The sequence below is a fragment of the Lysobacter alkalisoli genome (assembly GCF_006547045.1).
GTDB classification, from domain to species: domain Bacteria; phylum Pseudomonadota; class Gammaproteobacteria; order Xanthomonadales; family Xanthomonadaceae; genus Marilutibacter; species Marilutibacter alkalisoli.
The window spans coordinates 60,450-82,975 of the sequence record NZ_CP041242.1; the positions used below are offsets into that span (position 1 = coordinate 60,450).

The window sequence follows — 22,526 nt, forward strand, 5'->3', positions numbered from 1 at the left end:
CGCCGATTGCAAGTCGCGCCGGGGCGGGCGGCAGTGTTCCGCCGCCGGGACGGTCAGCGTGCGATCAACAGCAGCACCGAGCGCCCCTGCAGCCCGTACACCGTCCATTCGCCGCCGATGTAGTCCTCGGAACCGGGCAGGCGGACCGCGTTCGGGCCTTCGTTCCAGGTCGCGGTGTCGGTGACCCGGTACCAGCTCTTGCCGTTGCCCGGCCACGGCAGGGTGAAGTTCACGTTGCCGGACCAGCCGTTGTAGGCGATGTAGATCGCGCTGGCCGGGTCGCCGAACTCGCTGCCGTCGATGCGCCAGGCGATGGCGTGGTTGTTGGCGTCGTTGAGGTAGCCGCTCTCGGCCTGCTGGCCATCGGGCCTGAACCAGCGCAGCTGCTCCATCACGTTGCCGTTGTTGTCGGCGCTGGAATAGAAATTCGCCGGGCGTAGCGCCGGATGCGCCTTGCGGAACGCGACCAGGCGGCGGGTGAACTCTTCGTGGTTGGCCTCGTGGCCGTCGCGGGTCCAGTACAGCCAGTTGGCCGGCGAGTCGAGGTTGTACGGGTTGTTGTTGCCGAACTGGGTGCGCAGCACCTCGTCGCCGCCGGTGAACATCGGCACGCCGGCACTGAGCATCAGCAACGCCAGCCCGGTGCGCGCGGCCTTGCGCTGTTCGGCCGCGACTCCGCCCTGGTCCCAGCTGTGGTTGTGGTCTTCGCCGCCGTCGGACGGGCCATAGGGCCAGGGCTGGTTGTTCTGCTTCTGGTTGTAGACGTACAGGTCGTTGAGGGTGAAGCCGTCGTGGGCGACTAGAAAGTTGACCGAATGCCAAGGCTTGCGGCCGTCGTCGCCGTACAGGTCCGAGGAACCGGCAAAGCGCGTGGCCAGCGTGCCGGTGGTGATCGTCTCCATGCCGAGCATGTTCTGCTTCTTGCGGATCTGGTCGCGGTAGATGCCGTTCCACTCAGCCCACTTCCACGGGAAGCCGCCGACCTGGTAGGAGTTGCCGCCGACCGCCCACGGCTCGGCGATCAGGTCGATCCCGCTGCCGCCGTTGTCCGGCCGTGGCGACAACTCATTGGCGATGCGGTTGAGCGCGTTGCCGCTGTCCATCTTGTCGAAGTTGAAACAACCGTGCTCGCAGGTGTTGCCGAGCACCGAGGCGAGGTCGAAGCGGAAGCCGTCCACGCCCAGTTCGTCGCGCCAGTACGCCAGCGAGTCGACGATCAGGTCCTGGGCGACAGCGTTGCGGGTGTTGTAGTTGCCGCCGACGCCGGTGTTGTCCCACGGATACTGGTAATCGCTGGTGAGCGAGTAGTAGGTCGGGTTGTCGAGCCCGCGCCAGGACAGCAGGTTGTAGACCGTGTGCCCGTCGCTGCCGCTCCACGGCCCGCCCTCGCCGGTGTGGTTGTAGACCACGTCGACGTAGACCTTGATGCCGGCGTCGTGGAACGCCTTGACCATCGCCTTGAACTCGCGGGTCGGCCCACCGGGCGATTTGTCGGAGGAGTAGCGGCGGTCCGGCGCGAACCAGTTCAGGGTCATGTAGCCCCAGTAGTTGTCGCCGTCGGCCGAGTTCGGGTCGATGTCGTTCTGGTCGTTCTGGGTCTCCTGCAGAGGCAGGAACTCGACCGCGGTGATCCCGAGGTCGGCCAGGTACGCCGCCTTCTGCGCCGCGCCGGCATAGGTGCCGCGGATTGCAGCTGGCAGCGAGGTGTCGTTCATGGTCAGCCCGCGCAGGTGGACTTCGTAGATCACCTCGTCGCGGAACGCGCGGGTCGGCTTGCTGCCGGTCGAGGTTGCGTCGTTGGCCAGCACGATGCCCTTGGATGCGCACGCGCCGCTGTCCTTGTTGCGGTGGCCCACGCCACTGGCGTAGAGCGTTCCGTCGGTGCAGGCCGGGGTGATCGGGTCGTGGCTGGTCTCGCGCGCGTACGGGTCGAGCAGCAGCTTGTTCGGGTTGAAGCGGTTGCCGTTGCTGTCGACGTCGCTGATGAAGCCGGTCCCGGTGCCCTTCTTCCAGCTGCTGTCGTAGGGCCAGTTCGGACCCCAGGCGCGGTAGCCGTAGTACACCGTGCCGGTGATGCCGTAGCTGTCGCGCAGGGTGGACACCGGAACCGTCTTCGACCACACGTTGGTCGTGCTGTTCTTGCTCAGCACATAGCGCACCTTCTCCTGCGCGCCGGAGGAGGTCTTGTAGATCCAGACCTCGACCCGGGTCGCGCGCGAGGAATACACGCGAAAGTCGATGTTGGCGCCGCCGGCGTCGTAACGTGCGCCGAGCGCGTTGGCATCGATCGCAGCCTGCCCCGGCGCCGATGTCAGCGACAAGGCCGCAGCCAGGCACAGTGCACGAGCCGCCCTGCCCCACCCTCGTATCCGGTTCCGCATGTCCCGCATGGCTCCCCTCCCGAAGATGGCCCGCGCTGTTCGCGTGCCGGCGACTATCGCACCGGGTGCAGGTGCACAATGCCCGCCTGCGGCGCCCTGCAAACGTATTCAACGCGCCGACCGCCGGCGTGGCACAAGGCAGTAAAATGCCGCGATGAACGCAACCATCGCCACCGTCCGCCTCAAGAACGCCTGGAAATCCAGCCACCCATGGATCTTCCAGCGCCTGGTCGAGAAGCCGACCCCGAAACCCAAGCCCGGCAGCATCGTCGACGTGGTCGGCGTCGATGGCGAATGGATCGGCCGCGGCTTCTACAACGGCCATTCGCGGATCGCGATCCGCATCCTCGAAACCGACCCGGAGGTGGCGGTCGATGCCGGTTGGTTCGAGCGCAAGATCGCCGAAGCGGTCGCGCTGCGTCGCGAGACGCTGCGGTTGGATGAGGCCAGCAATGCCTGGCGCGTGTTTCACAGCGAGGGAGATGGCATTTCCGGCCTGATCGTCGATCGCTACGACGACCTGATCGTGGTCGGCTTCTTCAGCGCCGGTGCCTGGCGCCACCGCAGCGAGATTTTCGACGCCCTGCGCGCGCAGTTCCCCGGCTGCCGCTTCCACAGCTTCGCCGACGAACACGTGCAGAAGCAGGAAAGCTTCGACTACCGCGACACCCAGGGCACCGAACCGGCGGTCATCACCGAATACGGCATCCGCTTCCGCGCCGATCCGGCCGGCGCGCACAAGACCGGCTTTTTCGCCGACCAGCGCGACAACCGCGAATGGCTGTCGCACCGGGTCCAAGGCCAGCGCGTGCTCGACCTGTGCTGCAACACCGGCGGCTTCGCGGTGTATGCGGCGGTGCGCGGTGCCAGCGAGGTGGTCGGCATCGACATCGACGCCGACGTGATCGAGATCGCCAAGGGCAATGCGAAGTTGAACAATGTCCGCCCGCGCTTCGTCCAGGCCGACATCTTCCCGTGGCTGCGCGACGCAGCCAACAACGGCGAGCAGTTCGACGTGGTCATCCTCGACCCGGCCAAGATGACCCGCGACCGCGACCAGGTGATCCCGGCGCTGAAGAAGTACCTCGACATGAACAAGCTTGCGTTGGGCGTGGTGAAACCCGGCGGGCTGTTCGCGACCTTCTCCTGCACCGGCCTGGTCAGCGAGGAACAGTTCCTCGACATGCTGCGCCGCGCCGCGTTCTACGCCAACCGTACCGTGCAAGTGCTCAAGGTCGCCGGCGCCGGTCCGGACCATCCGTTCCTCGCCAACGTGCAGGAGTCGCGCTACCTGAAGGCGGTGTTCTGCCGGGTGCTGGATTGAGGCGGACGGGTATCGGCTGGATGCTGGCCGCGGCGCTGCTGGCAGCTCCCGCCGCGGCGACCGGGCTGCAGCCGTTCCAGGCCGAAGACGGTCGCTACGGTTACCGGGACGCCAGCGGAACGGAGCGGGTGGCGCCCCGCTACGACTTTGCGTTTCCGTTCGTGGACGGCTATGCCAAGGTTCACCTCTACAACGACCGGCGCCGCCGGCTGACCGGTTTGCTCGACGCCACCGGCCGCGAGGTCATCGCACCCGGCGACAGCGATGTGCATCAGGCGCGGACCCGTGATGGGTCGAGGCCGGCGGGCGTGTACACGGTCGATGGCGGCATCCTGCAGGTCGATGAGCAACGCTGGCTGATGCCGCCCGAATCGGTGCGCGGCGATGCCTACTGCCGCGGTGCCGATGCAGACGACCTGTTGTGCCTGCCGGATCGCCGCGAGCTGCTGCTGCAACACGTGCGGCGGTTCTGCCAGGTCATCGACCTCAACCATGTCAGCTGCGACGAGGGTGAAGTCCTCTACGTCGACGGCCGCGAGCAGCGGCCGCCGGAAGGTGCACGGTTCAAGGAGGTGGTGGCCGAACATGGCTACGCCATCGTCGAAACCGGCGACTACGAGACCCTCGTGTACGCACTGGACGGCCGCCGGCTCACGCCGGCCGCACCGCACCCGGCTTTCTACTTCCACCACCATTATTCGCCCGCAGCCGAACGTTTCGTCAGCGTGCACCTCGGTCGCCCGGCCTCTCTTGGCCGGCATGCCGAGATCTTCGACCGCGACGGCCGCCCGATTGCGCGCATCGCGCTTCCGATGGGGCCATTCCATGCCTGGGGATTCGAGCCGGACGGGTATCTCAAGCATCGCGACCGCGATTACGTCTGGCATTACATCCGTCTGCGCGACGGCGTCGAGACCGATCCGCCCGAGTCCGAACGCGCCGACTGATCTTCGAAACGGAGGACGCATGCGTTGCTTGGTGGTGACCACTCATCCGCTGGAGTCGAGCCTGTGCCAGGCCCTGGCCGCGCATGTGGTGCGGACGCTGGAAGCGGCCGGCCACACGGTGCAGCGTGAGGACCTGTATGGATCCGGCTTCGATCCACGCCTGTCGGCGTCCGAGCGTGCCGGCTACTACACGGACTATCCGACCGATGCGGTAGTGGCGCAGATGGCACGGCTGCAGGCGGCTGAAGCCATCGTGCTGGTGTTTCCGACCTGGTGGTTCGGGTTTCCGGCAATGCTCAAGGGCTGGTTCGACCGCGTCTGGGCCCCCGGCAGCGCCTACGATCATGCCGATGACTATGGGCCGATCCGGCCGCGGCTGGCCGGGCTGCGACGGATGCTGGCGGTGACCACGCTCGGATCACCGTGGTGGGTGGATCGACTGCTGATGCGGCAACCGCTGCGCCGTGTGCTCAAGACCGCCCTGGTCGGCACCTGCGCGCCGCAGTGCCGGTTCCGGATGTTGTCGCTATACCGCAGCGAGAGGATGGAACCGGCTCGGCTCGCGTCCTTTACGCGCCGGGTCGAACGCGCGCTGCTGCGTTGGCCGCGGTAGTCGCGACGTGTGGGCCACGCGCGACTGTCGGGACGTTGCACAGTCACCATGCCTGGCAAGCAGTCGACGCTCTGGCCTCAGGCGCCACGTTGCCGGGTCCCGATTTCCCCAATGCGTTGATGCCGCGAACAGGGATGAGCCGCTGTGCTTGATACGCCCCGGGGCGGTTGTTGACGCGGAATGTGGAACCCTGGGAACTGAACCGTCCCGGCGCCATGAGTTCGAGGATGAGACGATCATCAGATGACGCTGTTTGCTTCATCTCCGATGGCGAAGCTGCCGACGCCGATGGCGGCCTTGCCGTCAGCCGCAGCAATGACTGCAGCCGCCCCCGAGGTGGTGAAGCCGCCGTAGAGCTCAATCAGGCGGACGCCGCCTTCCACGAGCGTGGCAGCGATCTTGGGCGCGGACGCTTCGTCGGGCACGAACACAATGGTGATGTGCTGCGGAGGAAGGTCTCGGGTGATGCGGTCGCCTGCCGGGTCGGCGCCTGGCTGGAGGATGATCATGGCCTCCTTCGGCGGGTGGCCCTCCAGGTACGCGGCGTTGTATGCCGCAACCGGTACGATCGACTCGATTCCGAAGGTCACTCCACTCACGCTTGCTCTGCCATCGGCAAGTGCGATGACCTTGGCACGCTCGGCAGCCGGCATGCCTCCGCACAACTCGATGCGACGCGCCCCTTGCTTCAGAAGCTCGCGGGCAGTGGCCTCGGCCGACTCTCCTTTTCCGAGAAGGGCAATGGTGAGCTCTCCCGCCGGGTCTTGCCGGACGATGCGGTCCCCGGCCGATCCCGATGCGTCATAGATGATCGTCGTGCACATTTTCATTGGCGTTCTCCTGGGTGTTGGGCCCGGCCTGTGGTCTGTGGTCCGGGATGCGGGCAGATACGCCCGGACTTCGGCCACATCGACCAATTCACCATGTTGGCGTTTCAGGCAGGCAATGAAACGCGATGGGTTTCGATCATGACGATCGAAATGAAAGAGCATGTTCCTGGCGCATCGCGCAGGGGCACGCAGGCGTCAACGGGCGGGGGTTGCGCCGAGGGTCGCAGCCGGGGTCGCCGACGCCGAGGGTTGGTTGCCGATCGCGATGCCGGCGAACACCAGCACCAGGGCCGGCCAGAACAGCGCGCCAAGCGCATCGCCGAAGATCAACGCGCTCGCGGCCACGCCGGTCAGTGCGATCACATAGCCGATCTGGCTGAAGGCGGCGGCGCCGGCGGTGCGCTGCAGGGTCGAGGCGGCGAGGGTGCCGGCGACCGTGATCGTCACCAGCGCGGCCAGCAGCGGCCACAGTGGAAGCAACTCGGCGCCGCCGGCAGTGGTCCGGGCGAAGAACAGCGGCACCAGCAGCAGGCCTTGCGAGAGCAGGGTGCCGGCCGCCGCCGCGGGCGCGGGCAGCCGGTCCGGCCAGCGGCGCGAGCGATAGACATTGCCGGCCGCGAGCAGCACGGGCACGCCGAGTGCGAGCGCCAGGGCCAGGCCCTGCTCCGAGCCGACCGTCTGCGCGCGCGGCACCAGCACCAGCAGTACCCCGGCCAGGCCGATCCCGATCCCGAGCGCGGTCATGGGGGCCGGCAGGCGACGATCGAGGCCGGCATTGATGAGCGTGGTGAACATTGGTGACAGCGTCACCACCACGGTGAAGATGCCGGCCGGGATCCGCGCCAGCACCCATTGCCCGAGCAGCGGGCCGGCGGCGATGCCGATCAGTGCCGAGACCAGCAGGTAGCGCCAGGTATCGCGGCGGAACGGCAACGCGCCGCCGCCGAGTTTGAGCGCGGTGCCGAGGAACAGCCCGGCACCGCCGACCTGGACCAGTGCGATCGTGGCCGGATCGGCGCCGGCGTCGAGCAGCAGTTTGGCGACGACGAAGCCGCTGCCGATCAGGCCGCCGGCGGCGAGGGTCAGGGCGATGCGTTGCGCGGTGGCGTTCATGGAATCGCTCCGGTGGAGTGGGTGCGGTTCCAAGGTAGTGATCGAGCGGGGGCGGATAATCGGCCTGCGAGTCGTTAGACTGTTTCCCCATGTCAACAATTCCGCTCGAACAGGGACCGAGCCTGGACCTCGCCGGGCTGCTCGCATTCGTGCGCGTGGCGGAGCTCGGCAGCTTCGTGCGCGCCAGCGAAAGCCTCGGGCTGTCGAAGGCCGCGGTCAGCAAGCAGGTCTCGGCGCTGGAACGTCGACTCGGTGCACGCCTGCTGCACCGGACCACCCGCCGGCTGAGCCTGACCGAGGCCGGGCAGGCCTATCTGCGCCATGCCCAGGCCGCGCTGTCACAGGCGCGGGCGGCCGAGGACGCGGTCGCCGACACCCAGACCGTGGCCCGGGGGCGGCTTCGGGTGGCGGTGCCGATGAGCTTCGGCCTGCTGCACATCGCGCCGCTGGCCAGCGCGTTCCTGCGCGAACAGCCGCAGGTCGACCTCGACTTGCAGTTCGATGACCGGCCGCAGGACCTCGTGGCCGCGGGACTGGATCTGGCCATCCGTTTCAGTAGCCGGCTGGACGACTCCAGCCTGGTCGCGCGCCGGCTTGGCCGCGTGCGCGTGGGGCTGTTTGCGGCCCCCGCCTACCTCGATCGCCATGGCCGGCCGGGGCATCCGGATCAGTTGACCGGCCACGACTGCCTGCACTACTCGTTGACGCCGGGCGGCTACGTCTGGGAGATGAGTCGTGCCGGGGAGACCATTCGGGTGGCTGTCGCGGCGCGGTTGGAGGCCAATTCCAGCCTCGCCCTGCGCGCGGCGGTGCTCGGCGGCGGCGGCATCGCGCGGCTGCCCGAGTTCGTGGTCGGCGGCGAGCTGAGCCGTGGCGAACTCGAGGGGGTGCTGCCGGAATGGCGCTTTCCCGCCCTCGACATGTATGCGGTCATGCCCGAGCGCCGCTACGTGCCGGCCAAGGTGCGCGTGTTCCTCGACTTCCTGACCCGGAGCTGGGCGCAGTCCCCCGGCTGGGACATGCGCCGTTAGGCGCTCGCCCTGGCGTCGCGATAGCGCTGCCGTGCGTCCTCGGGCCACAGCTGCTTCGGGTCGTAGAACTCCGCAAATGCCGGCGTGGCCGCATCGAGCACCACCCACGGCTGTTTCGAGGCGGTGAAGATGTGCACGTCCGGGCGCAGTGCGTCCGGTGTTTCCAGGGTGCCAACGCGGACGAAGGCGATCGCGTCGCCGCCACCCGGGTAGTGGCTCCACAGCGCCACCCTGCACTGCGGGCACCGCATGATGCGCTGGCCCTTGCCGCTCTCGGACGGCGTCAGGATTTCCTCCGGCTCGCCGTCCACCAGCGCCAGCCGGTCGCGCTCGACCATCGCGTTGAGCGCGAACGCGCTGCCGGTCTCGCGCTGGCACCAGCGGCAGTGGCAGCAATGGACGAAGATCGGCGCGACCTCCACCCGGTAGCGCACCGCGCCGCAGGTGCAGCGGCCTTCGAGCGGGAAGCTGGAGTGGGTCATGGCTGCATCCCTACATCGAGCGGCCATCGAAATGCTGCACCGGCACCGCCGCGAGGTCGATGTCCTCCAGGCAGCGCAGGTTGATTGCGGCCATCTCGTTGCCCTTGGGATCGGTGCCGAGTCCGAACGGATGCATGCCGCAGGTCGAACAGAACTGGTGGCGGATCACGTGCCTGTTGAAGGTGTAGGTGCTCAGCGCATCCTCGCCCGCGGTGATCCGCAGGCTGTCGCGCGGCACGAACCACAGCAGCGCGCCCTTGCGCTGGCAGATCGAGCAATTGCAGGACAGGCCGCCGTCGATCTCGCCGTCGGCCTCGAAGGTGACCGCGCCGCAATGGCAGCTTCCGGTGTGTGTCGTCATCGTGGAGTCCTCCCGTGGATGGGCGGCATGCCGCCGGAATGCAGACCATACGCCTGCGCCGCGACGATCTCACCCGCCGATCGCGGATGGTGAGACGGGGCCGGATACACTGGCGGCATGCCCGATGTCCAAGTCCTCGTCGTGATCCTGCTGGCGGCCGTGCTGGTCGCCATCGTCCTGCTCGTCGTCCTGCTGCGGCGCCGGCCCGAGGCCGCGTTCGGCGCCCTGCGCGAGCAGCTCGAGCAGGCCTTGCGTGCGGAGCAGCGTGAAGGACGCGGCGAGTTGCGCCAGCAGCTGGACAGCCTGTCCAAGCAGCAGGATGCCCGTATCGATGGCTTCGGCCGCAGCCTGACCGACTTCCGCGACCGCACCGACCAGCGCCTGGACGAGCTGCGCACCGCGCTCAACGACGATGCCCACAAGGCTCGGCTGGAACTGGCCACCCGCCAGCAGCAGTTCGCCGACACCCTGTCGGCACAGCTGCGCGAACTGACCCAGCGCAACGAGCAGCGCATCGGCGAGATGCGGACGACGCTGGAGCAGCAGCTGCAGAAGCTGCAGGCCGACAACGCGGCCCGGCTCGAACAGATGCGCGCCACCGTCGACGAGAAACTGCAGAGCACGCTGGAAACCCGTCTCGGCGCCTCGTTCAAGCTGGTGTCCGAACGGCTGGAGCAGGTCCAGCGCGGGCTTGGCGAGATGCAGCAGCTGGCGACCGGGGTCGGCGACCTCAAGCGCGTGCTCGGCAACGTCAAGTCGCGCGGCGTGTTCGGCGAGGTGCAGCTGGCGGCGTTGCTGGAGCAGGTGTTCGCGCCCGACCAGTACGCGGCCAACGTCGCCACCGTGCCGGGCAGCAACGACCGGGTCGAGTTCGCGGTGCGCTTCCCCGGCTCCAACAGCGAGACGCCGGTGTGGTTGCCGATCGATGCCAAGTTCCCGCGCGAGGACTACGAGCGCCTGCTCGACGCGCAGGAGCGCGCGGACGTGGAGGCCGCCCGGCTCGCTGGCGACGCGCTGGAACGGCAGGTCAAGCTGGAGGCCGCGCGCATCCGCGACAAGTACGTCTCCGCACCGCATACCACCGAATTCGCGATTCTGTTCCTGCCGACCGAAGGGCTCTACGCCGAGGTGCTGCGCCGGCCGGGCCTGGTCGATGGCCTGCAGCGCGACCTGCACATCGCGGTGGCCGGCCCGACCACCCTGCTGGCGTTGATGACCAGCTTCCAGATGGGCTTCCGCACCCTCGCGATCGAGAAGCGCTCCAGCGAGGTCTGGCAGACCCTGGGCGCGGTCAAGACCGAGTTCGGCAAGTTCGGCGTGGTGCTCGAGGGGGTGAAGAAGAAGCTCGACGAGGCCAGCAACAAGATCGAGGAGACCGGTCGCCGCACCCGCGTGCTGACCCGCAAGCTGCGCGATGTCGAGGCGCTGCCGCTGGACGACAGCCGGCGCCTGCTCGGCGGTGCATTGGACGACGAACCCGACGACAAGGACTGAACCTGATCCCGGGCGCAGCCTGCGGGTTTCCCGGGCTGCGACCGCGGAGTCCGCCGGAGGTGTCAGTCGGCGGCGGAGGCCGTCTGGCAGGTAGCCGGGAGATGATCGGCCAACAGTTCGGCCTGTTGCACGCGCACGACATTGGCGTAACCGGGCACGTCGGTCGGCTCCAGGAGCCCCACGACTTCGGCGTAGACGCCCTGGTGCGGTTGGCCGAGCGCCTTCGAGCGGGCTGCCGAGCGGGTGCGCAGCGGCTCAAGCACGCTGTCGCTGCCGGTCATCCAGAGTGTCGAGGAGCTGCCGCACGGACGAATGATGTGCGACTCGTCGAGATGGATGTACAGGCCACGCACCGTGGACGGAGGTTCGGGCGGCGGGGTCGTGGCGCAGGCCGCGGTGGCGGCGGCGAGGACCGACAGTACGGCGAGCCGGCTCGGGCGGAAGCGGTTGGACATCGGCAAACTCCTTTTCGGATGGACATATCCCGGGTTGCAGGCATGGTGCTTGCGGCGGCGATGCGCCGCGATGACGGGCGGCAGGAACCCCGGGAGGCGACAACCTTAACAGGAGCGGCCTGACATCTCGAAGACGGCCGCCGCCAGCGGCCCGGCTGGTGCAGGGCGGTCAGTTCCCGCCCGGCACCGATGGCAGTGCCGGCATTGCGTCGACCGGCACGGTCGGATTGTCTTCCTCGCGCAGGTAGTCGGGCAGCGAGTCGTCCTCTTCGAGCAGGCGGTCGCCGTAGATCTGGTAGTTGCGGCGCTGCAGCCAGGCATCGCGGACCAGGGCATAGTCGTCCGCGGCGCCTTCGCGCAGGCTGTCGGTGGCCAGCAGCTGGGTCCGGACGTCGACCAGTTGCAGGCCCTGCAGCGCATAGCGCGCGGCGTTGTCGTCGATCTGGCGCAGCGGGCTCAGCGGAGCGTCGCCGACCAGGCCGAAGCTGTCGCGCAGGGTGCGCGGGCCGAACAGCGGCAGCTCGACATAGCGCGAGTTCTTCCAGCCCCACACGCCGAGGGTCTGGCCGAAATCCTCGCTGCGGTTGGGCAGCCTGGCGTCGCTGGCCGGATCGAAGATGCCGCCGATGCCGAGGGTGGAATTGAGCAGGAACCGCCCCAGCGACTGGCTGGCCTGCTTGGGCTTGCCCTGCAGCAGCGCGTTCACCGCCGACACCGGCTGGCCGAGGTTGTTGAAGAAGTTGCTGACCCCGAGCCGGACCGGGCGCGGCACCACCTTGACGTAGCTGCGCGCCAGCGGCCGGGCGACGTTGCGGTCGACCGCGTTGTTGAAGCGGTGCATCTTGCGGTTGTAGCGCTCCCACGGGTCGTAGGCCGCCTGCATCTGGGCCGGCTCGGGCAGGGTCGGGTCGGCGACCGGGTCGTAGCCGCCGTAGATGGCGTGATAGTCGAATTCGGCTTCGGTGGGTGCGACCGGGTCCACTACGGGTTCCGGCACCACTTCCGGTGTCGCATCAGGCGGCGTTTCAAGTCCGGCTTCGGGGGCCGGCTCCAGCGCTGGCTTGATGCGCGCGTCCTGCTCCGCCTGTTCCGGCAGTTCTGCTTCCGGTGGCGTGGCTGCGGGCGTGATGTCTCCGGTCGCCTCGGCCAGGCAGCGCTGGAAGGCCGACGCAGCGTTGTCGGCGGCCTCCATGCAGCGCAGATAGGCGGCCTGTTCTGCGGCCGAGAGCGGGCGGGCCATGATCTGGGCCTGCGCTCCCAGCGACATCGCCGCAAGCAGGGCTGCGACGGTCAATCGCAGGGCAGGGCCTTCATGGTGGGCGTGCGAGTGGGGGCGTCGCATCGGCTGAGTGTACTGTCCGTAGCTGGAGTGTCGGCCACCCGATGGGGCGCTGGCAGCCGGAACACTGTGTTGTGTAAAGGGGATGCGACTCAGCCTGCGTAGGTCAGGTTCGCGTCCATGCGGTAGGCGGCACGCAGTTCGGACAGGCCGGCGGGATCGCCCGCCACGCCGCCGGCGCCGCGGTCGATACCGGCCTGTTCGGCGATCTCGGCCAGCAGCGCCAGCCCGGCGCTGTCCACGCGCGTGACCGCGGTCAGGTCGAGTCGCCGGGTGCCGGCCAGCAGCGGACGTGCCTGCGTCCAGGCCGAGGCGCAGGCATCGCGGCCAAGCTCCCCGGCGAACATCAGGGTGTCGCCGTCGCGGCGGACGCTGGCAGCTGTCATGCGTGTCGTGTCCATGCGTTGAGGCTCCGTTGACGGCATCCCGGTGGACGCCGGCGCCTCAATTGGTCGAGGCCTGGATTGTACCGGCGCGGAGGTCGGCCGCGACCTGCGGAATCGACTTCTGCCGCAGCGGGGCGTCGAACTGGTTGCGGAAGGTCTGCACGAAGCTGACGCCTTCCACCATCACGTCGAACACCTTCCACTGGCCGCCGCTCTGGCGCATCAGGTAGTCGACCGGCACCGGTTCGCCGCCCTGGCGCAGGTACTCGCTGGCGACCTTGACGATGGCGCCGCCGCGGATCGGGGTTTCCGACTTCACCCGCACCTGCAGGCGCGCATTGAGGTCGAGCAGGGAGCTGCCGTAACGCGACATCAGGCTGTCGGCGAGAGCGTCGGCGAACAGCTTCACGTCGGCGTCGGCGGCGCCGCGGCCGTGGGTGCCGAGCACCAGCCGGGCGGCGTAGTCGCGGTCGAACATGGAGTTGAACTCGCCGACCATGAAGGCCTGCAGCTTGCCGCGGTCGGCGGTGAACTCGGCGCGGCGGGATTCGAGCGTGTTGAGGATGCGGGTGCTGTTGTCGAGTACAAGCTGGCTCGGGCTGGCGGCCTGGTTCGCCGCCTGCGCCTGTGCGGCGGCGGGTGCGATGGGCAGGCCGGCGGTGGCCAGCAGCAGCACGGACAGCGGGAGGGCTGCGAGTCGGATCATGCGTGAGGTCATGGGGCGGCTCCTAGGGGGAGGGCTCGGGAATGAGGGCTGGGCTTGCTGCACTTACTGCAGGTAATCCGGCACGGCCTCGTCGGCGGTGTCGGGCGAGGTATTGCCGCTACTGCCCGCATTGTCGGCAGCGCCGCTGAACATGTACTTGCCGACCAGTTCGATGATGTCGACCGAGGACTGGGTCAGGAAGATCTCGTCGCCGTCCTTGAGCGGGTCGGGGTCTCCGCCGGGCTTGAGACCGACGAAGCTCTCGCCGAGCAGGCCGCTGGTCAGGATCGCGGCGCTGGTGTCGGCCGGCAGGTCGCTGTAGCGGCTGTCGATGGCCAGGGTCACCACCGAATCCAGCTTGACCGGGTCCAGTCCGATCTTCGCCACCTTGCCGATGGTGACGCCGCCGACCTTGACCGGCGCGTTCTGCCGCAACGGGCCGAGGTTGCTGAAGCGGGCACTCACCTCATAGGTGCTGCCGCCAAAACTGAAGTTGCCGTTGGTGGAGGCGATCGCCAGCACCAGCAGGGAGGCCAGGGCCAGCAGAAGGAAGGCGCCGACGGCGAATTCGATGCGGGGGGCGCGAATACTCATGGAAGGATCCTGTGGGGAGGGGCCAGAGTCGACTTTCCTAGGAAAGTCGACTCTGGCCCCGGTTTCGGCTCATTTGAATAACAAAGCGGTCATGACGAAGTTGAACATCAGCACCAGCAACGAGGCGTTGACCACCGCGCGGGTGGTTGCCACCGAGGTGCCCTCGATGGTCGGCTCGGCGTGGTAGCCGACGTAGGCCGCGACCAGCGCGGCGGTGGCGCCGAACACCGCGGCCTTGGCGAAGGCCATCATGAAGTCCTTGCCGAAGTCGACGCTGTCCTTGAGCACCTGCCAGAACACGCCGCCGTCGATGCCGATCACGTGCACCGCCTCGAAATAGCTGGCGCTGATCGCGAGGCTGCAGAAGAAGCCGGTCAGCAGCGGCACGCACAGCACCGCGGCCCAGAACCGCGGCGCGACCGCCTTGCCGACCGGGTCGATCCCCATCAGCCCGAGCGCGGTGATCTGGTCGGTGGCGCGCATCAGGCCCAGTTCCGCGGCGATCGAGCTGCCGGCGCGGCCAATGAACAGCAACGCGGTCAGTACCGGGCCGAGTTCGCGGTACAGGCCGAGCCCGAGCATCGCGCTGACCTGGTTGGCGGCGCCGTAGGTGTCGAGTGCGCGGTAGCCGAGCAGGGTCACCGAAAGTCCGACGAACGCGCCGCCAACGACAATGATCGGCAGCGAACGTGCGCCGATCTTGTAGATTTCGCGCACCAGCTCACGCCAGAAGTCGGCGTTCGGTTTCGACGCCCGCAGCACCGCCAGCGAGAACAGGCCGGCGCGGCCCAGCGAGCGGGTGGCTTCAACGAAGGGCATCAGGCGGCCTCCTGGGCATTACGCGGCGCCGCATCGAATCCGATCGGTCCGTCCGGCTCCCCGTTGAGGAACTGCCGCACCAGCGGATCTTCCGTGGCGGACAGTGCCTCCGGGCTGCCGGAGAACACGATCTGGCCGTTGGCGATCACGATCGCGTGGTCGGCCACAGGCAATGTCTCATGGACGTGGTGGGTGACCACGATGCTGGTCAGGCCGAGGGTATCGTTGAGCCGGCGCACCAGCGACATCACCACGCCGCTGGCGATCGGGTCCAGGCCGGTCAGCGGTTCGTCGTAGATCATCAGCGGCGGGTCCAGCGCCAGCGCGCGGGCCAGCGCGACCCGGCGCGCCATGCCGCCGGACAGCTCGCGCGGGAAGGCGTCGGCGGCGGCGCGCAGACCGACCGCGTGCAGCTTCATCCGCACCAGCCGCTCGATCACCGGTTTGGGCAGCGTGGTGTGCGCGCGCAGCGGCAGGGCCACGTTTTCGGCCGCGGTCAGGTCGGTCAGCAGGCCGTTGCCCTGCAGCATCACCCCGATACCCTTGCGCAACTCCAGCAGGTCGCGGTTGCGGGTCGGCATCGGCCGGCCGAACACCTCGACCGTGCCGGATGCGGGCTCCAACTCGCCGGTCAACGCCGCCAGCAGGGTCGACTTGCCGCTGCCCGACGGGCCGAGCACCGCAACGACCTGGCCCTTGGGCACCTCCAGGCTGATGTCGCGCAGGATGGTACGCCCGCCGCGGTCGAGGCGGACGCGATCCAGGCGAACGATGGGCGCGGGGGCGTTCATCGGAGTGTGTTCTCCGGGGCGGTTGTCGGGATGGGCGACGGGGAAAGCCGTTGAGCTTGGCGGCGACAAGCTGAACGGACCCTATCGCCGATTGTCGCAGGCGCCGGCGTTCGATGCACACGCCCAAGCATGACCATCCACAGGGGCCATCCGTTCTCTGCGAGCCCAGAATGGAAGATCATCCGCCCCGAGTATTCCGCCCGTGCGCATCCTGTCTCCCCGCAATGCCCTCGCCCTCGCGCTGGCCCTTGGCCTGGCCGCCTGCAGCCCGCAGCCCGCGGGCGACGCTTCGACAGCGGCACCCGTCGCGACCGCCGAACAGGTCCAGGCGGAGTCGCAACGCCTGAACGAGTGGTTCGACGTCCAGTACGAAGAGCTGCTGCAGTTCAGCCCGACCCAGCTGACCTTCCTCGGCCGCAAGGAACTCAACGACCAGATCGACGACGTGTCCGAAGCCGGCGTCCGCAAGCAGCTGGCGTGGATGGAGGCGTCGGTGAAGGAGATGGAATCGAGCTTCGACTACGACAAGCTGGATCCTGAGACCCGCTTGTCGTGGGACCTTTGGAAGCGCCAGTACGAAAACGCGCGCGCTGGCCTGCCGTTCCTCGGCAACGGCTATCCGTTCAACCAGATGGGCGGCATGCAGAACATGGTGCCGACCTTCCTGATCAACTTCCACAAGGTCGACGACGAGAGCGACTACCTGGCCTACGTCTCGCGCCTGCAGAAGGTGCCGGTGATGTTCGATCAGCTGCTCGAGCGTACCCGCGCCTCCGCGGCGCAGGGCATCCGCCCGCCGAAGTTCGCCTATGAGGGCGTGCTCGACCAGTCGCGCAAGATCATCGCCGGCGCACCATTCGATGGCGGTGCCGACAGCGCGCTGTGGGCCGACGCCCAGGCCAAGGCCGACGCACTGGCCAAGGACGACAAGATCAGCGAAGAGCGCGCCGCCGAACTCAAGGAACAGGCGCGCAAGGCGCTGGTCGAATCGATCAAGCCGGCCTACGACCGCGTGATCGCTTTCGCCGAAGAGGAGCTGCCGCAGGCCGCGGAGAATGCGGCCGGCGTCGGCACCAGCCACCCCAACGGCAAGGCCTACTACGAGTACCAGCTCCGGCAGAACACCACCACCGACATGACCGCCGATGAGGTCCATCGGCTCGGCCTGTCCGAAGTGGCGCGCCTGCGCGGCGAGCTCGAGGCGGTGCAGCAGCAGATCGGTTTCGAGGGCGACCTGCAGGCCTTCTTCAAGCACGTGCAGGACGACCCCAACCGCCTGTATCCCAACACCGACGCCGGTCGCCAGGCCTATATCGACGACGCCACCCAGGCCATCGACAACATCAAGCAGCACCTGCCCGAATACTTCGGCCTGCTGCCCAAGGCCGGCCTGGAGGTCAAGCGCGTGGAAGCCTTCCGCGAACAGGACGGCGCCGCCCAGCACTACTACCCCGGCACCCCGGACGGCTCGCGCCCCGGCATCTACTACGCGCACCTGTCGGACATGAGCTCGATGCCGAAGACCGAACTGGAGGTCATCGCCTATCATGAGGGCCTGCCCGGCCATCACATGCAGATCTCCATCGCCCAGGAGCTGGAAGACATTCCCACCTTCCGTACCCAGCAGTTCACCACCGCCTACACCGAGGGCTGGGGCCTGTACTCGGAGTTGCTGGCCAAGGAGATGCCCGACACCTACGTGGACCCGTACTCCGAGTACGGCCGGCTGATGTCGGAGATGTGGCGCGCGATCCGCCTGGTGGTCGATACCGGCCTGCACGTCCAGGGCTGGACCGAGCAGGAGGCCGTCGATTACTTCCGCGCCAACAGCTCGGTGCCAGACGCCGCGATCCGCTCCGAAGTGCAGCGCTACCTGGTCATCCCGGGCCAGGCCACCGCCTACAAGGTCGGCATGATCAAGATCCTGGAACTGCGCAGGAACGCTGAAGCCGAGCTGGGCGACAAGTTCGACATCCGCGGTTTCCACGACGCCGTGCTCGGCGGCGGAGCGTTGCCGCTCGACCTGCTGGAGAAGCGCGTCGATCTGTGGATCGAAGCGCAGCGTGGGGCGGCCGCTCCGGCGGCGGAAGCGGCTTGATCCCCCTCGCCGGAAGGCAACCAGCGCGCCCGACAACAGCATCGTTGCCGGGCGCGCTGTTATCGAGCGCGCTGTCGAGCGTGCTGCTGCTGGCCGGCACTGCCGCTGCCGAGCCCGGGAGCAGCTTCGCCCTGTCCGTCCCCGAACCGCCGACAGCGGTCCGGGTCGAAGACCGCACCGTGCTGGGCTACGAATTGCACCTGGCCAACCACGCGCCGCATGCACTGGACCCGGTCCGGGTCGAGGTGCTGGCCGGAGACGAGGTCCTCGCGACCTACGAGGGCGAGGCGCTCGAGGCGCGGATCGACCGCTCCGGCCTGCAGCAGGATTCGGTGGCCGGCGCGCCGATCGCCTCCGGCCGGTGGGGAATCGTCTTCATCGACATCGCGCTGGACGGGACCGCGTTGCCATCCACCCTCGTCCATCGGATCGCCTTCGACAGAGCCGACGCGAGCGGGGCATTGCAGGAACAGCGAGTCGAGGGCGGACCTGCCGAAGTCCGCCCCGGCATCGGCACGCCGCTGTCTCCCCCCTTGCACGGTGGACCCTGGGCCGCGATCAGCGACACCGGGTGGACGCGTGGCCACCGCCGGGTCGGCTATGCCCTGGGTGGCCGCCTGCGCACGCCGGGTCGCTATGCCATCGACTGGGTGAAGCTGGACGCCGATGGCCGGCGACACCCGGACGGCAGTGGCCTGGCGAGCGATGCCTACAGTCATGGCGAAGACGTCCTGGCCGTCGCGGATGGCAGGGTGGTGAAGCTGCAGGACGGCATTGCGGAGCGGCGCCGGCTCGACGAGCGTCTGGACCGCGACCGCGCGCGTCGCGAAGGAAGCGGCAACACCGTGGTGCTGGACCTCGGCGACGGCCGCTTTGCCCACTACGCGCACCTGCGCCCGGGCAGCATCGTCGTTGCCGAAGGCCAGCGCGTCGCCCGTGGCGAGAAGATCGCCGAAGTCGGTTTCAGCGGCGGCGCCTCGGCCCCGCAGCTGCACTTCGCCATCACCGATGGCGCCGATGAACCCGCCAGCGAAGGTCTGCCGTTCCACTTCGGTGCCTTCGATCTCTCTGGCACCTATGCCGATCCCGCGCGTGCCGGCCAGGAGGCTTGGGGCGCCGCCCGTGTCGCGCCGGGACCGCGAACCAACGAAATGCCCGGACGTGGCGCGGTGGTGCGGTTCTTCCCGGCGCCATAGCCTGCCGGGGCGGAGTTTACGTGCGCGCACCCATCAGGCTGCGATATCGCCGTCCCTGAAGGCGCCCGGCCGGCATCTGCCGGCGGGTCCCCATGTCAGGGCCCCGCGCTGCCTGTAGCGGACGATGCGTCGAGCGCTGCCACATCCCCGGCAGCGGGCGCGGCCAGCAGCTCGTTGAGCGTGGCGATGAGCCCCGGCACGCTGCGCTCGGAATAACCCAGATGGACCTTTGCGACCTTGCCGGTCTTGTCGATGATGAAGGTATGCGGCACCGCGTTCACACCGTAGGCATCGGACACGGCACCGTTGCGGTCGTGGGTCCAGGTCACCTTCGACTTGCGCGCCTGCCGCCGCACCGCGCGGTAGGTCGACGCGTCTTCCTTGAAATTGACCACCACCACGCGCAACTGCTCGGGATCGACCTGCTCTTGCAGGTAATCCAGCACCGGGAACTTCCTGCGGCATTGCGGGCACCACGACGCCCAGAAACTCACCACCATCACCTTGCCGCGATGGTCGCTGATGCGGATTTCCTCGCCTTTCGGCGTCTTGCCCAGCAGGTCCGGCGGCACCTCGCCGGCCTTCGGGCTGGCGGCGTGCGCCGTTACCGCCGCCATGCAGGCCAGCAGCGCCGCCATCCACGTGGCGACGCGTCGATTCCCGTCCATCGTTCCCCCTTGTCCAGTCCCCTGCCGATGCATTGTCGGCGGGAGCAACATCGGCCACGCCGGGGTGTGCGTCAAGCCCCGAAGCGGACCGCCGCACGCTCGACGTCGCGCGCTGGCCGCCGTCGCGCAACCGTGGGTAGCCCGGACAAGGCCACTGGCCGCATCCGGCTGCGGTCAGCCCGCGGTGGCGTGCCGCGGCGTCGGCCGCCAGCCCAGCAGCCGTGCCGGCAGGGTCAGCACCGCGTAGAGGAATGCGAACAACGCCGAGAAGGTGATGCCGATCAACCGGAACGGCAGCGACAGCAACCAGACGAAGGGCCACAGCACCAGCGCAAGCAGCGCCAGCGGCCAGCACAGCACCAGCAGCAGGCACCAGGCCAGCAGGGCGATGAAGGTCTTCATGGTCGGGCTCCTTGTGCGGGTGGGCGGCGTGCGGACTCGGCGCGCGATCTACATACACGATGCGGCCCCCGGCACGGCGGTTCAACCGTCCATGCGATGAATCGCCGGATGCTCCGACGAAACCGGGGATGTGGCGACGGAACGGCTGCGACGCAGCTTCAGGCAGGCGTCCAGCGCTCAACGGGCCAGATAGAACTCCAGGGGGATAAGCTCGACGGCCCATCCGCCTTCTTCGCCCAGCGTCGCGGCCGGATGCATGGATGCGATGCGCAACGCCTCGTCATGGCTATCGGCCTCGATGATGAACAGGCCGCCCACCACTTCCTTCGACTCGGTGTAAGGCCCGTCGCTGACGTGCGTCCTGCCGCTGCGCGGGCGGAGCGTACTCCAGGTGTCCAGGTCGCCGAGCGACGCGGAAACCAGAACCTTGCCGGTAGCGCGCATCGTCTCGTCCAATGCAGGGCATTGGCTGACCAATGCCTCGACCTCGTCTGGCGTCATCGCAGCGAACTTTTCGGGGTTGTAGTAGGCCAGGCCTAGGTATTTCATGGGCAATCATTCCGGTTGGGATGCATGGACGACGAAGCCGATGGCCGAAAATCGACAATGAGTTCCGGGAGTCTTTGTACCGGGCCTTGGCCAGCATGCCCGCTTTGGGTCGGTGTTCGTCGGCTATCGGCCAGAAGCCGACATCAACCATGGCACCACGTCGGCGGTCCAAGCATCGACAGCCGTGCGATTTGCCTTTTTCGGGCAGCGGCCTTGCCATCCGGAATCGGCGTCGAATCCTTGTCCGGCGGAACGCCCCCTCGTATCGCCTAGGGCTCCTGTCCGGGCTCGGTGCAACGCTCCGGGACAAGTGTGCCTTCCACGAATGCCGACGCCACCTCGATAAAGCACGTCGGTGCGACGTAGGCCAACAAGTGGGCACCGCGGTGAACGGTGCTGAAAGTCAGCGGCCCCGCTTCGGCCAATCCCTCGGCGTGAGCCCGTGCTCCGGCATAGGGCGTGTTCGGATCGAGGGTGCCGTGGATCACCAGCGTTCGCGGTAGTGAGGCGGGCGTGCTGCCGAACCATTCGTCCCGTTCATAACGAGGCACCGGCGAGTCGACGAGAAAGCCGGGGAGCGGGCTCGTGAAAAGCGCAGCCTCTGCTTCGGCTTCGACGGTCTCGCGGCTCAGATCGCGCCTTTCGTTGTTCTCGGATGCGGAGATCAGCATGACCAACGGCAACGACGGCGGCGACAGAGGATGCCGGGTCATCTCCTCCATCATGGTTTGCAGATCGGCAACGGTCGCACGGAGCTCGGCATCATCTTCGCCCGACAGTTCGTCGACGATGGAGGGGATACGAGCCCGCAGCGTAGGGAAGTTCAACAGTGCGCCGAAGAAGCGCCGGAGGTCGCCGCCGGGCACATGGCTGCGCCAAGCGGCCTCCGGAGCAGCCGTATCAAGCAGGCGTTGGTAGGCCATCGCCTGGGCCTCACCGAGAAAGGCCCGGCCGACCTCGTCGACCACCGCAGTCCGGTGGCTCAAGTCCCACTTCGCTTCGTTTTCCGGCGGCACCAGGCCATCAAGGATCAACCCGTCGAGTGCCGGCGGAGCGGCCTGCAGCATGCGCAGTGCAAGCTGGGTTCCGTACGACACGCTGTATAGCAAGACTTCACCATCGCCGCGATGGCGGGTGAGCAGCGTTGAAAGATCGTGCGCAGCCTGGGTAATGGTAAACGCAGAGGTCCGGTCCGTATCCGCATACAGTGCGCCGATGCAAGGGCCCCATTCTTCCCCGGCCAGCGCAACGCCGTCTGGGCTATCGAGCGATTCCTGCTTCGGGCAAAGCCGTTCCGACCCACCCGTACCGCGGTGGTCCGGCAGCACCAGGTCGTAGTGGGGAAATGCCTGCCGGAACGTCGGCAGGAGCGGATGGAACGACGCACCCGGTTCTCCAGGGCCTCCCGCAACGAGCCAGATTTCGCCGCGTCGACTCGCTGGCTCGGTCGCGGGGAAGCGGCGTACGGAAAGCTCGATGGACGTGCCGTCCGGGGACTCGTGTCGCAGTGGGACGGATGTCGTCAGGCACAGGCTGTCAGCGAGCTCCGGGAACTCGGCGATATCCGCGCAAGGTGCAAAGCGATCCGCCTCAACGGCTGCAGCTTGGATGGGAAGGCCATACATCAGCAGCGCAGCGGCAACAGCGGATCGGAGCATCGGTGGGAGCCTGTGGAGTAACGTCCGATCAAGTATGCCGTGGCGCTTTCGCTGCGGCGCACGCCAGAAGTCACAGCATGCATGGCATGCGAACAGCAGATGTCCGCTTGGGGTAGCTAGATTGCCGAAAGGGGTGTTCGTGTCGAGCACCACCCCGATCGCAACTGCGTTTGGCGAAAGCTCGACCGCAGGCTGTTCCATGTTTGCGCCAATCAAGGTGCCGCCCCACCCATTCGCGGGTGACTTTCTCACCTGGCAGCCGGCGCGCGGCTGCCTACACCCGCTCGTT

23 protein-coding genes are annotated in these 22,526 nt (G+C 67.8%); 7 read left to right on the forward strand and 16 right to left on the reverse strand.

The features are described from left to right. Window positions 1-53: 53 nt before the first annotated feature. The gene (locus FKV23_RS00305) at window positions 54-2,321 is read right to left on the reverse strand and encodes a glycogen debranching protein (RefSeq protein ID WP_208543204.1); all 2,268 of its coding nucleotides are present in this window, start codon (window positions 2,319-2,321) and stop codon (window positions 54-56) included. A gap of 214 nt (window positions 2,322-2,535) precedes the next feature. On the opposite strand from FKV23_RS00305, the gene FKV23_RS00310 reads away from it, so the two are divergent. Genes FKV23_RS00310 through FKV23_RS00320 form a run of 3 tightly spaced genes read left to right on the forward strand, consistent with a single transcriptional unit; the run spans window position 2,536 to window position 5,265 of the window. Continuing rightward, the gene (locus tag FKV23_RS00310; RefSeq protein ID WP_141622071.1) at window positions 2,536-3,705 is read left to right on the forward strand and encodes a class I SAM-dependent rRNA methyltransferase; all 1,170 of its coding nucleotides are present in this window, start codon (window positions 2,536-2,538) and stop codon (window positions 3,703-3,705) included. Then, window positions 3,702-4,652 carry a WG repeat-containing protein gene (locus FKV23_RS00315; protein ID WP_141622072.1) on the forward strand — a complete coding sequence of 317 codons (951 nt, stop codon included), beginning with the start codon at window positions 3,702-3,704 and terminating at the stop codon, window positions 4,650-4,652. The genes FKV23_RS00310 and FKV23_RS00315 overlap by 4 nt, the downstream gene beginning before the upstream one ends. Window positions 4,653-4,671: 19 nt before the next feature. Next, window positions 4,672-5,265 (forward strand): NAD(P)H-dependent oxidoreductase, encoded by a 594-nt coding sequence (locus FKV23_RS00320; protein WP_141622073.1) that lies wholly within the window; start codon window positions 4,672-4,674, stop codon window positions 5,263-5,265. Between the two features lie 239 nt (window positions 5,266-5,504). On the opposite strand, the gene FKV23_RS00325 is transcribed toward FKV23_RS00320, so the two are convergent. After that, window positions 5,505-6,095 carry a DUF6506 family protein gene (locus tag FKV23_RS00325; protein WP_141622074.1) on the reverse strand — a complete coding sequence of 197 codons (591 nt, stop codon included), beginning with the start codon at window positions 6,093-6,095 and terminating at the stop codon, window positions 5,505-5,507. A gap of 195 nt (window positions 6,096-6,290) precedes the next feature. After that, on the reverse strand, window positions 6,291-7,208 hold the full coding sequence (locus FKV23_RS00330) for a DMT family transporter (protein WP_167284843.1): 918 nt from the start codon (window positions 7,206-7,208) through the stop codon (window positions 6,291-6,293). Between the two features lie 89 nt (window positions 7,209-7,297). Between FKV23_RS00330 and FKV23_RS00335 the strand changes: the two genes are divergently transcribed. Further along, a complete protein-coding gene (locus FKV23_RS00335) occupies window positions 7,298-8,239 on the forward strand; it encodes a LysR family transcriptional regulator (RefSeq protein WP_141622076.1) in 942 nt (313 codons plus the stop codon). Here FKV23_RS00335 and FKV23_RS00340 read toward each other — a convergent pair. Further along, entirely contained in the window at window positions 8,236-8,721 is a 486-nt protein-coding gene (locus tag FKV23_RS00340) for a GFA family protein (RefSeq protein ID WP_141622077.1), read from the reverse strand. The two genes, FKV23_RS00335 and FKV23_RS00340, sit on opposite strands and share 4 nt — an antisense overlap. Window positions 8,722-8,731: 10 nt before the next feature. Next, window positions 8,732-9,082, reverse strand: coding sequence for a GFA family protein (locus FKV23_RS00345; protein WP_141622078.1), 351 nt, complete (start codon window positions 9,080-9,082; stop codon window positions 8,732-8,734). A gap of 117 nt (window positions 9,083-9,199) precedes the next feature. On the opposite strand from FKV23_RS00345, the gene rmuC reads away from it, so the two are divergent. Beyond that, entirely contained in the window at window positions 9,200-10,576 is a 1,377-nt protein-coding gene (rmuC, locus tag FKV23_RS00350) for a DNA recombination protein RmuC (protein WP_141622079.1), read from the forward strand. Between the two features lie 62 nt (window positions 10,577-10,638). Here rmuC and FKV23_RS00355 read toward each other — a convergent pair whose 3' ends face one another. The 7 genes from FKV23_RS00355 to FKV23_RS00385 all read right to left on the reverse strand — a co-directional run bounded on the left by FKV23_RS00355 (window position 10,639) and on the right by FKV23_RS00385 (window position 15,666). Next, entirely contained in the window at window positions 10,639-11,031 is a 393-nt protein-coding gene (locus FKV23_RS00355) for a hypothetical protein (RefSeq protein ID WP_141622080.1), read from the reverse strand. 169 nt (window positions 11,032-11,200) lie between these two features. Next, window positions 11,201-12,223, reverse strand: a complete 1,023-nt coding sequence (locus FKV23_RS00360; protein WP_141624952.1) for an MlaA family lipoprotein — start codon at window positions 12,221-12,223, stop codon at window positions 11,201-11,203. Between the two features lie 239 nt (window positions 12,224-12,462). Then, entirely contained in the window at window positions 12,463-12,771 is a 309-nt protein-coding gene (locus tag FKV23_RS00365; protein ID WP_244244047.1) for an STAS domain-containing protein, read from the reverse strand. A 43-nt stretch (window positions 12,772-12,814) separates the two neighbouring features. After that, window positions 12,815-13,462 (reverse strand): MlaC/ttg2D family ABC transporter substrate-binding protein, encoded by a 648-nt coding sequence (locus FKV23_RS00370; RefSeq protein ID WP_407067635.1) that lies wholly within the window; start codon window positions 13,460-13,462, stop codon window positions 12,815-12,817. A gap of 63 nt (window positions 13,463-13,525) precedes the next feature. Next, window positions 13,526-14,056 (reverse strand): outer membrane lipid asymmetry maintenance protein MlaD, encoded by a 531-nt coding sequence (gene mlaD, locus FKV23_RS00375; RefSeq protein ID WP_141622082.1) that lies wholly within the window; start codon window positions 14,054-14,056, stop codon window positions 13,526-13,528. Between the two features lie 69 nt (window positions 14,057-14,125). After that, window positions 14,126-14,875, reverse strand: a complete 750-nt coding sequence (locus FKV23_RS00380) for an MlaE family lipid ABC transporter permease subunit (protein ID WP_141622083.1) — start codon at window positions 14,873-14,875, stop codon at window positions 14,126-14,128. After that, complete coding sequence (locus FKV23_RS00385; RefSeq protein ID WP_141622084.1) at window positions 14,875-15,666, reverse strand: ABC transporter ATP-binding protein; 792 nt, start codon at window positions 15,664-15,666, stop codon at window positions 14,875-14,877. The genes FKV23_RS00380 and FKV23_RS00385 overlap by 1 nt, the downstream gene beginning before the upstream one ends. A gap of 202 nt (window positions 15,667-15,868) precedes the next feature. Between FKV23_RS00385 and FKV23_RS00390 the strand changes: the two genes are divergently transcribed. Beyond that, on the forward strand, window positions 15,869-17,764 hold the full coding sequence (locus FKV23_RS00390; protein ID WP_244244048.1) for a DUF885 domain-containing protein: 1,896 nt from the start codon (window positions 15,869-15,871) through the stop codon (window positions 17,762-17,764). Continuing rightward, a complete protein-coding gene (locus tag FKV23_RS00395; protein ID WP_167284846.1) occupies window positions 17,761-18,960 on the forward strand; it encodes a M23 family metallopeptidase in 1,200 nt (399 codons plus the stop codon). The genes FKV23_RS00390 and FKV23_RS00395 overlap by 4 nt, the downstream gene beginning before the upstream one ends. Before the next feature lie 95 nt (window positions 18,961-19,055). Here the strand turns inward: FKV23_RS00395 and FKV23_RS00400 are convergent, their stop codons facing one another. From FKV23_RS00400 to FKV23_RS00415, 4 genes are all read right to left on the reverse strand, one after another. Continuing rightward, window positions 19,056-19,628, reverse strand: coding sequence for a TlpA family protein disulfide reductase (locus FKV23_RS00400; protein WP_167284848.1), 573 nt, complete (start codon window positions 19,626-19,628; stop codon window positions 19,056-19,058). A 174-nt stretch (window positions 19,629-19,802) separates the two neighbouring features. Further along, window positions 19,803-20,030: a hypothetical protein gene (locus FKV23_RS00405; RefSeq protein WP_141622088.1), complete on the reverse strand. Its 228-nt coding sequence runs from the start codon at window positions 20,028-20,030 to the stop codon at window positions 19,803-19,805. A 177-nt stretch (window positions 20,031-20,207) separates the two neighbouring features. Continuing rightward, complete coding sequence (locus FKV23_RS00410) at window positions 20,208-20,579, reverse strand: YciI family protein (protein ID WP_141622089.1); 372 nt, start codon at window positions 20,577-20,579, stop codon at window positions 20,208-20,210. 269 nt (window positions 20,580-20,848) lie between these two features. Continuing rightward, window positions 20,849-22,438 (reverse strand): alpha/beta hydrolase, encoded by a 1,590-nt coding sequence (locus tag FKV23_RS00415; RefSeq protein ID WP_244244049.1) that lies wholly within the window; start codon window positions 22,436-22,438, stop codon window positions 20,849-20,851. Window positions 22,439-22,526 lie beyond the last annotated feature (88 nt).

Excerpts from the sequence above, each read along its gene's own strand:
- FKV23_RS00355 (WP_141622080.1), bottom strand. The coding sequence starts at position 11,031 with ATGTCCAACCGCTTCCGCCCGAGCCGGCTCGCCGTACTGTCGGTCCTC.
- FKV23_RS00365 (WP_244244047.1), bottom strand. The coding sequence starts at position 12,771 with ATGGACACGACACGCATGACAGCTGCCAGCGTCCGCCGCGACGGCGAC.
- rmuC (WP_141622079.1), top strand. The coding sequence starts at position 9,200 with ATGCCCGATGTCCAAGTCCTCGTCGTGATCCTGCTGGCGGCCGTGCTG.
- FKV23_RS00310 (WP_141622071.1), top strand. The coding sequence starts at position 2,536 with ATGAACGCAACCATCGCCACCGTCCGCCTCAAGAACGCCTGGAAATCC.
- FKV23_RS00385 (WP_141622084.1), bottom strand. The coding sequence starts at position 15,666 with ATGAACGCCCCCGCGCCCATCGTTCGCCTGGATCGCGTCCGCCTCGAC.
- FKV23_RS00360 (WP_141624952.1), bottom strand. The coding sequence starts at position 12,223 with ATGGAGGCCGCCGACAACGCTGCGTCGGCCTTCCAGCGCTGCCTGGCC.
- FKV23_RS00330 (WP_167284843.1), bottom strand. The coding sequence starts at position 7,208 with ATGAACGCCACCGCGCAACGCATCGCCCTGACCCTCGCCGCCGGCGGC.
- FKV23_RS00410 (WP_141622089.1), bottom strand. The coding sequence starts at position 20,579 with ATGAAATACCTAGGCCTGGCCTACTACAACCCCGAAAAGTTCGCTGCG.
- FKV23_RS00325 (WP_141622074.1), bottom strand. The coding sequence starts at position 6,095 with ATGAAAATGTGCACGACGATCATCTATGACGCATCGGGATCGGCCGGG.
- FKV23_RS00340 (WP_141622077.1), bottom strand. The coding sequence starts at position 8,721 with ATGACCCACTCCAGCTTCCCGCTCGAAGGCCGCTGCACCTGCGGCGCG.
- mlaD (WP_141622082.1), bottom strand. The coding sequence starts at position 14,056 with ATGAGTATTCGCGCCCCCCGCATCGAATTCGCCGTCGGCGCCTTCCTT.
- FKV23_RS00400 (WP_167284848.1), bottom strand. The coding sequence starts at position 19,628 with ATGGACGGGAATCGACGCGTCGCCACGTGGATGGCGGCGCTGCTGGCC.
- FKV23_RS00380 (WP_141622083.1), bottom strand. The coding sequence starts at position 14,875 with ATGCCCTTCGTTGAAGCCACCCGCTCGCTGGGCCGCGCCGGCCTGTTC.
- FKV23_RS00405 (WP_141622088.1), bottom strand. The coding sequence starts at position 20,030 with ATGAAGACCTTCATCGCCCTGCTGGCCTGGTGCCTGCTGCTGGTGCTG.
- FKV23_RS00335 (WP_141622076.1), top strand. The coding sequence starts at position 7,298 with ATGTCAACAATTCCGCTCGAACAGGGACCGAGCCTGGACCTCGCCGGG.
- FKV23_RS00320 (WP_141622073.1), top strand. The coding sequence starts at position 4,672 with ATGCGTTGCTTGGTGGTGACCACTCATCCGCTGGAGTCGAGCCTGTGC.
- FKV23_RS00370 (WP_407067635.1), bottom strand. The coding sequence starts at position 13,462 with ATGATCCGACTCGCAGCCCTCCCGCTGTCCGTGCTGCTGCTGGCCACC.
- FKV23_RS00345 (WP_141622078.1), bottom strand. The coding sequence starts at position 9,082 with ATGACGACACACACCGGAAGCTGCCATTGCGGCGCGGTCACCTTCGAG.
- FKV23_RS00415 (WP_244244049.1), bottom strand. The coding sequence starts at position 22,438 with ATGGAACAGCCTGCGGTCGAGCTTTCGCCAAACGCAGTTGCGATCGGG.